The sequence below is a fragment of the Achromobacter sp. ACM05 genome, assembly GCF_019218915.1.
Classification (GTDB): Bacteria; Pseudomonadota; Gammaproteobacteria; order Burkholderiales; family Burkholderiaceae_B; genus Achromobacter; species Achromobacter animicus.
In genome coordinates, this window is the sequence record NZ_JAHUWQ010000005.1 from 234858 (window position 1) to 247662 (window position 12805).

The window sequence follows — 12805 nt, forward strand, 5'->3', positions numbered from 1 at the left end:
CCTTTTTGCGTAGGGACGCGCCCTCTACTTCGGACGCTTGTCGATCACCCGGCGTGCCTTGCCGGTCAAGGTGCGTTCGACATGCCCGGCATCCGACACCTGGATCCGCGCGCTCACGCCGATGTGCGTCTTCACGGCATGCTGCAGCTGCTTGCCCAGATTGGCGCGTTCGGCGTCGGACAGGCCCGAGAACTCCGCGCGCACTTCTGTCAGGATTTCCAGTTCGTCCATGTTGCCCGAACGGGACAGCACCAGCTGATAGTGCGGCGCAAGCTGCGCGATCTTCAGGACCAGTTCTTCCACCTGCGTGGGGAACATGTTCACCCCACGCACGATCAGCATGTCGTCGCTGCGGCCGGTGATCTTGCCGATGCGGCGCATGCTGCGCGCGGTGGGCGGCAACAGGCGGGTCAGGTCGCGCGTGCGGTAGCGCACGATCGGCATCGCTTCCTTGGTCAGCGACGTGAACACCAGTTCGCCCGGTTCGCCGTCGGCCACCGGTTCGCCGGTATCCGGGTTGATGATCTCGGCGTAGAAGTGATCCTCCCAGACCACCGGACCGTCCTTGGTCTCGACGCATTCGCTCGCCACGCCCGGGCCCATCACTTCAGACAGCCCATAGATATCGACCGCGTCGATGCCCGCTTCGGCTTCGATGTCGGCACGCATCTGGCCGGTCCACGGCTCGGCGCCGAAGATGCCGATGCGCAGCGAGCTTTGACGCGGGTCGATGCCCTGGCGGCGCTGCTCTTCCAGGATGTTGCAGAAATAGGAAGGCGTGACCATGATGATGTCCGGACGGAAATCATTGATCAGCTGCACCTGCTTTTCGGTCTGCCCGCCGGACATCGGAATGACCGTGCAACCCAGGCGCTCGGCGCCGTAGTGCGCGCCCAGGCCGCCGGTGAACAGCCCGTACCCATAGGCCACGTGCACGGTATCGCCGGGCTTGCCGCCTGCGGCGCGGATGGAGCGCGCCACCAGGTTGGCCCAGTTGTCCAGGTCGCCCTGGGTGTAGCCGACCACGGTCGGCTTGCCGGTCGTGCCGCTGGACGCATGAATGCGCGAGATGCGCTCGCGCGGCACGGCGAACATGCCGAACGGATAGTTCTCGCGCAGTTCCTTCTTGGTCGTGAACGGGAACTTCGAAATATCCGACAACTGCTTCAGGTCGTCGGGATGCACGCCGGCTTCGTCGAACGCCTTCTTGTAGTGCGGGACGTTTTCGTACGCATGCTTGAGGGTCCACTTCAAGCGATCGAGCTGCAGGGCCCGCAGCTCGTCCTGGCTGGCATGCTCGATAGGATCCAGTCCCGGCTTGCTCATGGTGTTGGGCATGATGATGTCTCTCTTCTCTTTGGTACGGTGCAGCAGTCAGGCGTCCGTGGGCGTCCCGACGATCTGGCCCTTGATGCGGTAGGAACGCCCCCTGAACAAGGCCACGTTGCGTCCATCCTGATTGGTGACGGTGACGTCATAGACGCCGGTGCGGCCGGCCAGCGAACGCTCCTGGGCGACGGCGGTCAGCAGGTCGCCTTCGAATCCCGGCGCCAGATAGTCGATCGTGCAGCCCGACGCCACCGTGCTGACGTTGCGCGAATTGCATGAAAACGCGAACGCGCTGTCGGCCAGGGCGAAGATGAAACCGCCGTGGCAGGTCTTGTGGCCGTTCAGCATGTCGGGCCGAACGCGCATGGTCAGCCGCGCATAGCCCGGCGCCATTTCCTCGATCTTCATGTCCAGGCCTTGCGTGGCCGCATCGCCGGCATACATCACCGAGCCCACGGCCTGCGCCAGCGCCTGCGGGTCGGTCGGCACTTCAACGGGGGGAACGTGCACGCTCATCATTGCCCCTTGAACTGCGGTTCACGCTTGCCAAGGAACGCGGCGACGCCTTCGGCGTAGTCCGCGCTTTGGCCCAGTTCGCGCATCATGTCGCGTTCCAGGTCGAGCTGCGTGGACAGGTCATTGCCCAAACTGGCCTGCAGCGCGCGCTTGGTGAACGCCAGGCCCTTGGTGGGCGCGGCCGCGAAGTGCGTGGCCAGGCGGTCCAGCGTGGCATCGAATTCCTCGTCCGCCACGCACTGCCAGATCAGGCCCCACTCTTCTGCCTGCTTGGCGCTGAGCTTGTCGCCCAGCATCGCCAGGCCCATGGCCCGCGCGCGGCCCACCAGACGCGGCAGCACGAACGTGCCGCCCGTGTCGGGGATGAGGCCCAGGCGGCAGAACGACTGGATGAAGCTGGCCGAGGCCTTGGCGATGACGATGTCGCCCGCGAAGGCCAGATTGGCGCCCGCGCCTGCCGCGACGCCATTGACGCCCACCACGACGGGCATGGGCAAGGCGTTGAGGCGGCGCACCAGCGGGCCATAGAACTTGTCGACGGTCTCACCCAGGTCGGGCGGCGTGCCGTCCGGTGCGGGCTTGCGCTCGCTCAGGTCCTGGCCGGCGCAGAAGCCGCGGCCCGCGCCGGTCAGCACCAGCACGCGCGCGCCTTCGGTTTCGACGCGGGTCAGCGCGTCGGCCACTTCGGCGTGCATGTTGGCCGTGAAGCTGTTCAGCTTGTCCGGGCGGTTCAGCGTCAGGCGCGCAACGCCGCCGGACAGGTCGAATTGAATATCCTGATAGCTCATCTGCGATCGCCCGGCTTAGATGTGACGGCGGGTTTGCACCACGCGGAAGCGGTTCGAGACAAACGCCGTGTCCGACAGCGCGGCGTTGGCCGCCGGATTGGCGCCGGTGCCGTGGAAGTCGCTGAAGGCGGCGGTCTGGTTGACGAACACCGCGCCCGTCAGGTTCAGCGAAAGCGACACGCCCGAGACTTCGGCGGCGTCCTGCACCTGCTCGGCCACGCGATCATCCGTCGTGTAGGCCGACAGCGACAGCGCGCCGTGCTTGATGACGCTGTCGCGCGCCAGCTGGATGCTGTGAGCGGTGGAATCCGTGGCGACGACAAACGCGATGGGGCCGAACCACTCTTGGCCCAGCGCCGCATTGCCGGCCTCGGTGCGCAGCAGCAGCGGCGTGCGCACGCGGGCGTTTTCGAACTGGGGATGCGCCAGCGTCTTGCTGTCCGCCACAACGGGCAGACCCAGCGCGCGAGCCTTCTCGATGCGTTCGACGATGCCTTCGTTCTGGATGGCGCCCGTCAGCTCGACGGCCTTGGCGGCGTCGGCGCCCACCTTTTCCAGCGCCACGCCCAGCGCGGCGGCCACGTCGTCGAAGCTGACACGGCCTTCCGGCGTGTTGATGCCGTCGCGCGGCACGTAGATGTTCTGCGGCGCGGTGCACATCTGGCCGGAATACAGGGCCAGCGAGAACGCCAGGTTGCGGGCCACGCCCTTCAGGTCGTTCGTCGAATCGATGATGACCTGGTTCACGCCGGCCTTCTCGGTGTAGACCTGAGCCTGGCGCGCATTGTTTTCGAGCCAGTCGCCGTTGGCGGTGCTGCCGGTGAAGTCAACGATCTTGACGGCCGGGTCCAGCGCCAGCTTCTGCGCAGTGTCGTCACCTGCCTCGTGCGCGGCCAGTTGCACGACGTCGGGATCGAAGCCCGCTTCCTGCAGCACTTCGCGCGCCACCTTCACGGTGATGGCCAGCGGCAGGATCGCGCCCGGGTGCGGCTTGACGATGACGGTGTTGCCCGTCGCCAGGCTGGCGAAGAGGCCCGGGTAGCCGTTCCACGTCGGGAAGGTCGAGCAGCCGATCACCAGCGCGACGCCGCGCGGCACGACGGTGAACTGCTTTTCCATGCGAATGGGATCGTTCTTGCCCTGCGGCTTTTCCCAGACGGCGATGCCCGGGATGCGCGACATTTCCTGCCAGGCGTAGGTCACGGCTTCAAAGCCGCGGTCCTGCGCGTGGGGGCCACCGGCCTGGAAGGCCATCATGAAGCCCTGGCCCGTGGTGTGCTGGACCGCGTAGGCGATCTGGAAGCTGAGCTTGTTCAGGCGCGCCAGGATTTCCAGCGACACGCCCACCCAGGCGTGGGGACCGGCGCGGCGCCAGTCTTCCAGCGCGCGTTTGGAGGCGGCGATCAGCTTGTCCGCCGGCACGCGGGGATACGTGATGCCCAGGTCGAAACCATAGGGAGATTTTTCGCCGCCCACGACGCCGTCGGCATCATGCAGGTTCAGCGGAAAGGGCTTGCCCTGAAGCGCTTCGAAGGCGACGCGGCCTTCGTCGTTGGCGGTCTCGCCGTAGTTGCGCGGACTGGGCGACTCGGCAAACGGGCTCCAGTAACCGCGCAGCGCGGCGGCAGCCAGGGATTGTTCCAGCAGGGGCTGGTGACGTTCGAAGAATTTCTGGGACACGCTCGTCTCTCCAATAAGTTTTGAATGCTTGCCTGGCGCGCGCCGGGTCAGGTTTCCTGGTCGAAGTCGATGACCAGCCGGTCGCTGACCGGGAAGCTCTGGCAGCTCAGGATGAACCCGCGCGCGACTTCATAATCTTCAAGGGCGAAGTTGGCGTCCATGTCCACCTCGCCTTCAATCACCTTGCAACGGCAGGTGGAACACACCCCGCCCTTGCACGAATACGGCAGTTCAATGCCCTGCGCCAGCGCCGAATCCAGCACGCTGTCCTTGTTCTTGTCGATGACGAACATGCGGCTGTGTCCGTCCTGCACCACGGTGACTTCGCACTGCCCCTTGCCGGGCGCCTGCGGGGCGTCCTGGCCAGTGCGCAGCGCGCGCGGCCCCTTGGGTGCGCCGAAGAGTTCGAACTTGATGTTCGACTTGGGGATGCCGCGCGCCTGCAACCGTTCGACCACGCTCTCGGTCATGGTCTGCGGACCGCACACAAAAGCGTAATCGATATCCTCGGGGCTCATCCAGGCCGACATCAGCTGGTCGACCTTGTCGCCATCCAGGCGGCCATTGAAGAGCTCGATGTCCTGCGTTTCGCGGCTCATCACGTAGACCAGCGAGAAGCGGTCCATGTACAGGTTCTTCAGGTCCTCGATTTCCTCGCGGAACAGCACCGCGGACGACGCGCGGTTGCCGAAAAACAGCGTGAACTTGCTGCGCGGCTCGGTCGACAGCGCCGTCTTGACCAGCGAAAACACGGGGGTGATGCCGCTGCCCACGGCAAACGCCACATAGTGGCGCTGGTTCTCGGGCGAGAAGTCCACCGTGAAGTTGCCCGCCGGCGCCATGACCTCCAGGGTCTGGCCGGGCTGCAATTCGTGATTGGCCCAGCTCGAGAACACGCCCTCGTCGACCTTCTTGATCGCCACGCGCAAGAGCTTGTCGTGCGGCGCCGAACAGATCGAATACGAACGGCGCAGTTCTTCGCCATTGAGCTGGGTGCGCAGCGTCAGGTATTGGCCGGGCAGGAAGGCGAACTCGTTCGTCAGCGTGTCGGGCAGATCAAAGGTCACGACCACGGCATCGCGCGTATTGCGCGCCACGGACGCCACCTTCAAAGCATGGAATTGGTTCTGGCTCATCTCGAAACCACTCTTTAGTGAGTCTTGAAATAATCGAAGGGCTCGCGGCACGAAACGCAGCGATACAGCGCCTTGCACGACGTCGACCCGAAATTGCTGACCAGCCGCGTGTCGCGCGAGCCGCAGCGCGGGCAGGCGATGGCCGGGGCCGCCGTGCGGCGGCTGATGCCCGAAATGTCGATGGCGCGTTCGGCGGGCGCGGCGATGCCGTAGCCCTTGAGCGCCTCGCGCCCTTTTTCGCTCATCCAGTCGGTCGTCCAGGCGGGCGCAAGACGCGTCTCCACCCGGACCTCGGACACGCCGTGGCGTTCGAGCGTCTGGCGGATGTCCTGCGTGATCTCGCGCATGGCCGGGCAGCCCGAATAGGTGGGCGTGATGACGACGACGCATGCATCGCCGTCCCACGACACGTCACGCACCACGCCCAGGTCCACCACGGACAGCACGGGGATCTCGGGGTCCGGGACCTCCTGCAGCCAGGCATAGACCTGGTCGGCGGAAATGGGCGCCAGCGCGTTCACCACGTGGCTCCCGGGTAGGCGCGGTGCAGATGCTGCATCTCGGCCAGCACGTAGCCCAGCGCCTCGGTGTGCTTGCCCTGGCGGCCGCCGCGATGCGCGGCGTGGTTGCCGGCGGCTTCGTCGGGAACGGTCAGCGTGGCTTCTTCCAGCACGTCCCGCACGTGTGCAAGCCACGGCTGGCGCAGCGCGGACAGGGCACAGCCGATACCGCGCGCCGCGACGTCCTGGTCGATGGCGTCGTCGGTGAAGAGCTCGCCCGTGAAACGCCAGGCGTCATCGATGGCGGCCTGCATCTTGGCGTGGCTTTCCGCCGTGCCATCGCCCAGGCGCACCACCATGTCCGAGGAGCGGCGCACGTGATAGGTCACTTCCTTGAGCGACTTGGCCGCGATGGCCGCGACGCGCTCATCCGTGGACGCCTCCAGGCGCTGCAGAAGGAAGTAGTGCCAGACGTCGAACAGGAACTGCCGCGCCATCGTGTCGGCGTAGTTGCCGTTGTCGCGCTCGACCAGCAGCGCGTTGCGGAACTCGTGCGTGTCGCGCAGATAGGCCAGCGCGTCCTCGTCGCGGCCCGCGCCTTCGACCTCGCCGGCCAGCGTCAGCCACATGCGAGCCTGGCCCAGCAGATCGAGCGCGGTATTGGTCAGCGCCAGGTCCTCTTCCAGGATGGGACCGTGGCCCGTCCAGGCGCCCAGCCGCTGCGACAGGATGAGCGACGTGTCGCCCAGGCGCAGCAGGTATTCAAACAATGCTTTGTCCATGTCTCCCCCACCCGCCTTACATATGCTTGATTTCTTCGGGCATCGGGAAGAAGGTCGGATGCCGGTAGACCTTGCTGTTGGCCGGCTCGAACAGCGGATCCTTGTCGCCCGGGCTGCTGGCCGAAATATCCGACGCACGCACCACCCAGATGCTCAGACCCTCGTTGCGGCGCGTGTACACGTCGCGGGCGTGATTGATCGCCATTTCCGCATCCGGCGCGTGCAGGCTGCCCACGTGCTTGTGCGCCAGGCCGTGCTGGCTGCGGATGAAGACTTCCCACAGAGGCCAGTCTTTGCTCATGATGGATTTCCTCTAGTGCCGGGTGCGCATTGCACGGCCGGTCTGCAATAAATAAAAAGAAGGTGTCCAGAAAGTCACGCATCCCGAAGCGCCAGCGAGGGCCAGCGGGGCCGCGCGGATCCGGGCTCCGCCGGTCCGCTGCGGCGCCCCCCTGGGGGGGAAGCGCGCAGCGCTCCGGGGGGGGACCTCAAGCGGCTTTACGGGCAGACTGCTTGTCGGCGTAGGCGACTAGCGCGTCGCGCACCCAGGCGCCGTCCTCATGCGCCTTCACGCGCGCGGCAAGCCGTTCGCGGTTGCACGGACCATTGCCCTTGAGCACGGCGTAGAACTCCGTCCAGTCGATTTCGCCGAAGTCGTAGTGACCGCGCTCCGCGTTCCACTTCAGATCGGGGTCCGGCACGGTCAGGCCCAGGTACTCGGCCTGCGGCACGGTCTGGTCCACCATCTTCTGGCGCAGTTCGTCGTTGGAAAAGAGCTTTATCTTCCAGGCCATCGACTGGGCGCTGTTGGGCGAATCCGCATCCGACGGACCGAACATCATCAGCGCGGGCCACCACCAGCGGTTGAGCGAGTCCTGCACCATCGCCTTCTGTTCGGGCGTGCCGTGCAGGCACATCTGCATGAGCAGGTCGTAACCCTGGCGCTGATGGAAGGACTCTTCCTTACAGACGCGCACCATGGCGCGCGCATACGGGCCGTAGGAACAGCGGCACAGCGGGATCTGGTTGATGATCGCCGAGCCGTCGACCAGCCAGCCGATCATGCCGATGTCGGCCCAGCTCAGCGTGGGGTAATTGAAGATGCTGGAGTACTTGGCGCGGCCGGCGTGCAGGTCGTCGATCAGGTCGTCGCGCGACACGCCGAGGGTTTCGGCGGCGCTGTACAGATAGAGCCCGTGGCCCGCCTCGTCCTGCACCTTGGCCAGAAGGATGGCCTTGCGCTTGAGGGACGGCGCGCGGGTGATCCAGTTGCCTTCCGGCAGCATGCCCACGATTTCCGAGTGCGCGTGCTGCGAAATCTGCCGCACCAGCGTCTTGCGGTAGGCCTCGGGCATCCAGTCCTTGGCCTCGATGCGGACGCCGTCGTCGATGCGCCGCTGGAACGTCTGTTCCTGGCCTTCAAGCTGGTCCGCGGTCTTGACCTGCTTGACGCCGGTTTCGACGAGTTGAGCGTACATAGTTGTCTCCTTGAGACGGTTTGCGAAAACGCAAAGCAAACGCTGCGCAGTGCCGTCATGTCATGAGACGATTATTTAATACAAAAAAATCATTGTCAAACTCAAATCTGTATCACATTGGATTTATGTATCATATCCGGCATCCCGATATCGGCCGTCCGCGGCCCTCCTCATGGCAAACCCTCAGTCGACCCTGGAACGCGCTCTGTCCCGCTTATTGAAAAGCGATCCGCCCCGCGCGAAATCGCTCTGCGTCAGCGTGCTGGGCGATGCATTGGCGCCGCACGGCGGCGCCATCTGGCTGGGCAGCCTGATCGAGCTTCTGGCCCCGCTCGGGATCAACGAACGCCTGCTGCGCACCAGCGTCTTTCGTCTGGTGGCGCAAAACTGGCTGCAATCCGAACGCCATGGCCGGCGCAGCCTCTACCTGATCTCCGAGCAGGGTTTGCGCCACACGTCGCACGCGTCGCAGCGCATTTATGTGGGCGGCGCCAAGGAATGGAACGGGGAATGGACGCTGGTCGCGCTGCCGCGCACAGGCAACGGACTGGCAGAACGCGCCGAGCTGCGCCGCGAATTGACGTGGGAAGGCTTCGGCATGATCGCGCCGGGGCTGTTTGCGCATCCGCACACCGAGGCGCGCGCCGCGCACGACATTCTTGAAAAGCTGGGTATCCCGGACCGGGCGCTGGTGCTGTCGGCCCGCGACCTGGCCGGCGCCGGCGGGCTGCCGATCGCCAGCCTGGCCACGCAATGCTGGAACCTGGACGACGTGGCCGAGCAATACCGCCAGTTCTCGCGCAACTTTGGCCCGTTGGAAAAGCTGCTGGACGAGGCGCCCTCGCCCGCCGAGGCGTTCACCGTCCGCGTCATGGTGCTGCACAACTGGCGCCGGATCGTGCTGCACGATCCGCAACTGCCTGCCCCCATGCTGCCCGACAACTGGCCGGGCCACGCCGCGCGGGAATTGTGCGGACGGCTCTACTGGAAGGTGTTCGATCCCTCCGAAACCCACCTGAATGCCCTGGCCGGGCAGGACAACGAACGCTACCGCCCCCTGTCGTCCGAAGTCGAATCGCGCTTTGGCGGCCGGCCAGCCTGACGGCCGGCACGTTGCGGGCTTAGCGGCCCGAGCTGTCCTCGCCGGCCATGACGACGCCCAGCGTGTCGACGTGGCATTCTCCCGCCGCCTCGCGTCCTGCGCCCGCCAACGTGAGTCCACGGCATGATGCAATGAACGACAACGTCCATCGCGCCCGGATCGGGCGGCCCAGCGCCACGCCGGTGTCGGCATCAATGCCGCTGGGCACATCCAGCGCCAGCACCGGAACCTGCCACGCATTGACCGTGTCGATCAGGGATTGCCACGCGGCATCCAGCGGACGGTTCAAGCCGATGCCGAACAGCCCGTCGATGACCAGCCCCTGAAACCGCCGGGTCGGCAACACGGCGTGCGTCCGGGGTGCTCCGCCCGCGGCCAGCCAGCGGCCCCAGGCGCGCGCTGCATCAGCAGGCAGCCTGTCTGGCCCGGAAGGCAGCACCACGAGGACATCCAGGCCGCGCGCCAGCAATAGCGCAGCAGCTTCCAATGCGTCCCCGCCGTTGTTGCCGGGCCCGGCCAGCGCCAGAATCGACGTGCCGGCCGCCGCCGCACCGGCCAGCGGCATCAGCGCACGCCCCGTTGCCAGGGCGCGCTGTTCGGCTTGGCGGATCTGCGCGACGGAGTAGGACGGCATGACAGTCGGGTGCGGCCAAAGTCCGTGGGAACCGGGCGGTCCCCCGACGGTCTCAGACCTTCAGGAAATGCTCGCGGTAATACTTGAGCTCGTCGATGGACTCGTAGATGTCGGCCAGCGCTTCGTGGCGGCTCTTTTTCTCGAATCCCTTGTAGACGGCGGGGGCCCAGCGGCGCGCCAGCTCCTTGAGCGTGCTGACGTCCAGGTTGCGGTAATGGAAGAACTGTTCCAGGCGCGGCATGTAGGCAAACATGAAGCGGCGGTCCTGGCTGATGGTGTTGCCGCACATGGGCGATTTGCCCGCCGGCACATGCTGCGCCAGAAACGCCAACAGCGTATCCTCTGCCTCTGCCTCGGTCACCGTGGACGCCTTGACCTTGTCGATCAGCCCGCTCTTGCCGTGGGTCGACTTGTTCCAGTTGTCCATCGCGTCGAGCAGGCTGTCGGACTGGTGCACCACGATCACCGGACCTTCGGCCACGACCGTCAGGTCCGGTTCGGTCACCACGACGGCGACTTCGATAATGCGTTCTTTCTCGGGGTCCAACCCCGTCATTTCCATGTCGAGCCAGATCAGGCGGTTTTCGTTCGCAGCCATATAATTTGCCTTTAAAACGCGCGATTTTCGCACATCCCTTCTTGAGCAAAGCGCTTTGCCCATGTTCACACTGCTGTTCGTTGCCTTCCTGCTGACCGATATTGCCGTGCGCATGTGGCTGGCGTCACGCCAGATCCGCCACGTCGCCCGCAATCGCGACCAGGTGCCCGCGGAATTCTCCCATCGCATCGGGTTGACCAGCCATCAGCGGGCGGCGGATTACACCGTGGCGCGGGTTCGGCTGGGCATGCTCGAGCGCACCTATGACGCCCTGGTGCTGGTCGCCCTGACGCTGCTGGGCGGCCTGCAGTTCATCGACCTGATGGTCAGCCAGCTTACCAGCAACGACTTCGTGCGGCAGATGCTGCTGCTGGTGGTGGTTGCGCTGGTGCTGGGCCTGCTCGGTCTGCCCTTCACGCTTTGGCGGCAGTTCAAGCTGGAAGCACGTTTTGGTTTCAACCGCATGACGCCGGGGCTGTTCGTCGCCGACGCCGCCAAGGGTCTCCTTGTTGCGGCGGTATTGGGCCTGCCGCTGGCCGCCGCGGTGCTGTGGCTGATGGGCAGCGCCGGCGCCTACTGGTGGATCTGGGCCTGGGCGCTATGGACCGTGTTCAACCTGGCCCTGCTGATCATCTACCCGATGTTCATCGCCCCGCTCTTCAACAAGTTCACGCCGCTGTCCGATCCTGAACTGGCCGGCCGCATCCAGCGTCTGGCGCAGCGCTGCGGCTTTGCCCTGAATGGCCTGTTCGTCATGGACGGCTCGCGCCGCTCGGCCCACGGCAATGCGTATTTCACAGGTTTCGGAAAATCCCGCCGCATCGTGTTCTTCGATACCTTGCTGGCCCGCCTGAACGCCGACGAAATCGAGGCCGTGCTGGCGCACGAGCTGGGGCATTTTGCCAAGCGCCACATCATCAAGCGCGTGATCTTCAGCTTTGCCGCCGCGCTGGTGTTCTTTGCCATCCTCGGCTGGATCGCGCAGCAGCCGTGGTTCTATGTGGGCCTGGGCGTGATGCCGCAATTGGGCGGCCGCAACGACGCGATGGCGCTGCTGCTGTTCTTCCTGGTCATTCCTGTATTCACCTTCATGCTGACGCCGCTGGCCAGCTGGTACTCGCGCCGCGACGAATTCGAAGCGGACCGCTATGCCGCCGAGCAAAGCTCGCCGGACCGTCTGGTCTCGGCGCTGGTCAAGCTGTACGACGACAACGCTGCAACTCTGACGCCCGACCCTGTGCATTCCGCCTTTTACGACAGTCACCCTCCTGCCGCCGTGCGCATCCGCCACCTGATGGCGGCCGCCGCATGAGCGCGCCGATGGAAGGCCGCATCATCGCCGCGCATGGCCGCCACTACACCGTGGAATTGGCCAATGGGGCCCTACGCAAGTGCTTCCCGCGCGGCAAGAAGACCGGCGCCGCAGTGGGCGATCGGGTCAAGATCACGCCGCAAGGCAAGGACGAAGGCGCCATCGACGCCATCCTGCCCCGCAGCAACCTGCTCTATCGTTCCGACGAAATGCGATCCAAGCAGTTTGCATCCAACGTCGACCAGTTGCTGATCGTCGTGGCTGTCCGGCCCACCTTTTCGGACGACCTAACCGGCCGCGCGCTGGCGGGCGCATGGAGCGCCGGCATCGCGCCTCTCATCATCCTGAACAAGACGGACCTGACCGACGAGCTGCCGGCCGCGCGCGCGCGGCTCGCGCCCATCGCGGCGCTGGGCGTGGACATCATCGAACTGAGCGCGCTGGTGCCCGAGAAAGTCCACACGTTGCTGGCGCCGCGCCTGGCCGGCCGCACGAACCTGCTGCTGGGACAGAGCGGCATGGGCAAATCCACGCTGCTCAACGCGCTGGTGCCGGATGCCGCCGCAGCGACGCGCGAGCACTCCACCGCGCTGGACATGGGCAAGCACACGACCACCAGCACCCGGCTCTACCATTTGCCGGCGCCGGGGGGCGACCTGATCGATTCACCGGGGTTCCAGGCTTTCGGTCTGCATCACCTGACGCGGGATGACATCATTCGCGGGTTTCCGGAGTTCACGCAGCCCATCGAGGAATGCCGCTTCTACAACTGCACGCACCGCCACGAACCCGGGTGCGGGGTGGTGGCGGCGCTGCAGAGCGGCAGGATCGATCCGGCGCGCTACGCGCTGTACGAACGCATCCTTGAAGAAAACCTGGCGGGCCAGCAGCGCTACTGACGCTTGCCGCGCCCCCTATTGAAAACGGCCCCATCGGGGCCGTTTGCTTGT

At 65.5% G+C, this 12805-nt stretch carries 14 protein-coding genes; 3 read left to right on the plus strand and 11 right to left on the minus strand.

Annotation, left to right across the window (positions count from 1 at the left end):
• Positions 1-24 precede the first annotated feature (24 nt).
• The 9 genes from paaK to paaA form a co-directional block, all read right to left on the minus strand.
• Complete coding sequence (gene paaK / locus KW836_RS25820) at positions 25-1338, minus strand: phenylacetate--CoA ligase PaaK (protein ID WP_175124704.1); 1314 nt, start codon at positions 1336-1338, stop codon at positions 25-27.
• 36 nt (positions 1339-1374) lie between these two features.
• A complete protein-coding gene (gene paaI / locus KW836_RS25825) occupies positions 1375-1845 on the minus strand; it encodes a hydroxyphenylacetyl-CoA thioesterase PaaI (protein ID WP_056569414.1) in 471 nt (156 codons plus the stop codon).
• Positions 1845-2633 (minus strand): 2-(1,2-epoxy-1,2-dihydrophenyl)acetyl-CoA isomerase PaaG, encoded by a 789-nt coding sequence (gene paaG / locus KW836_RS25830; RefSeq protein WP_175124705.1) that lies wholly within the window; start codon positions 2631-2633, stop codon positions 1845-1847. The genes paaI and paaG overlap by 1 nt, the downstream gene beginning before the upstream one ends.
• Positions 2634-2648: 15 nt before the next feature.
• On the minus strand, positions 2649-4313 hold the full coding sequence (gene paaN / locus KW836_RS25835) for a phenylacetic acid degradation protein PaaN (protein WP_218345129.1): 1665 nt from the start codon (positions 4311-4313) through the stop codon (positions 2649-2651).
• A gap of 47 nt (positions 4314-4360) precedes the next feature.
• On the minus strand, positions 4361-5449 hold the full coding sequence (gene paaE / locus KW836_RS25840; RefSeq protein ID WP_175124707.1) for a 1,2-phenylacetyl-CoA epoxidase subunit PaaE: 1089 nt from the start codon (positions 5447-5449) through the stop codon (positions 4361-4363).
• Between the two features lie 14 nt (positions 5450-5463).
• Entirely contained in the window at positions 5464-5970 is a 507-nt protein-coding gene (gene paaD / locus KW836_RS25845) for a 1,2-phenylacetyl-CoA epoxidase subunit PaaD (RefSeq protein ID WP_218345130.1), read from the minus strand.
• Positions 5967-6731: a 1,2-phenylacetyl-CoA epoxidase subunit PaaC gene (paaC, locus tag KW836_RS25850; RefSeq protein ID WP_218345131.1), complete on the minus strand. Its 765-nt coding sequence runs from the start codon at positions 6729-6731 to the stop codon at positions 5967-5969. The genes paaD and paaC overlap by 4 nt, the downstream gene beginning before the upstream one ends.
• 16 nt (positions 6732-6747) lie before the next feature.
• Positions 6748-7032: a 1,2-phenylacetyl-CoA epoxidase subunit PaaB gene (paaB, locus tag KW836_RS25855; protein ID WP_006388300.1), complete on the minus strand. Its 285-nt coding sequence runs from the start codon at positions 7030-7032 to the stop codon at positions 6748-6750.
• Between the two features lie 187 nt (positions 7033-7219).
• Positions 7220-8209 (minus strand): 1,2-phenylacetyl-CoA epoxidase subunit PaaA, encoded by a 990-nt coding sequence (paaA, locus tag KW836_RS25860; protein WP_218345132.1) that lies wholly within the window; start codon positions 8207-8209, stop codon positions 7220-7222.
• Positions 8210-8381: 172 nt separating this feature from the next.
• Here paaA and paaX point away from each other — a divergent pair, with 172 nt between their 5' ends.
• Complete coding sequence (gene paaX, locus KW836_RS25865) at positions 8382-9311, plus strand: phenylacetic acid degradation operon negative regulatory protein PaaX (protein ID WP_218345133.1); 930 nt, start codon at positions 8382-8384, stop codon at positions 9309-9311.
• 19 nt (positions 9312-9330) lie between these two features.
• On the opposite strand, the gene KW836_RS25870 is transcribed toward paaX, so the two are convergent.
• On the minus strand, positions 9331-9945 hold the full coding sequence (locus tag KW836_RS25870; protein WP_218345134.1) for an NAD(P)H-hydrate epimerase: 615 nt from the start codon (positions 9943-9945) through the stop codon (positions 9331-9333).
• Positions 9946-9997: 52 nt separating this feature from the next.
• Positions 9998-10543, minus strand: a complete 546-nt coding sequence (orn, locus tag KW836_RS25875; RefSeq protein ID WP_105237948.1) for an oligoribonuclease — start codon at positions 10541-10543, stop codon at positions 9998-10000.
• A gap of 61 nt (positions 10544-10604) precedes the next feature.
• Here orn and KW836_RS25880 point away from each other — a divergent pair, with 61 nt between their 5' ends.
• Both KW836_RS25880 and rsgA read left to right on the plus strand, forming a co-directional pair.
• On the plus strand, positions 10605-11855 hold the full coding sequence (locus tag KW836_RS25880) for a M48 family metallopeptidase (RefSeq protein ID WP_218345135.1): 1251 nt from the start codon (positions 10605-10607) through the stop codon (positions 11853-11855).
• Positions 11852-12754 carry a ribosome small subunit-dependent GTPase A gene (rsgA, locus tag KW836_RS25885; RefSeq protein ID WP_218345136.1) on the plus strand — a complete coding sequence of 301 codons (903 nt, stop codon included), beginning with the start codon at positions 11852-11854 and terminating at the stop codon, positions 12752-12754. The genes KW836_RS25880 and rsgA overlap by 4 nt, the downstream gene beginning before the upstream one ends.
• Positions 12755-12805: the final 51 nt, after the last annotated feature.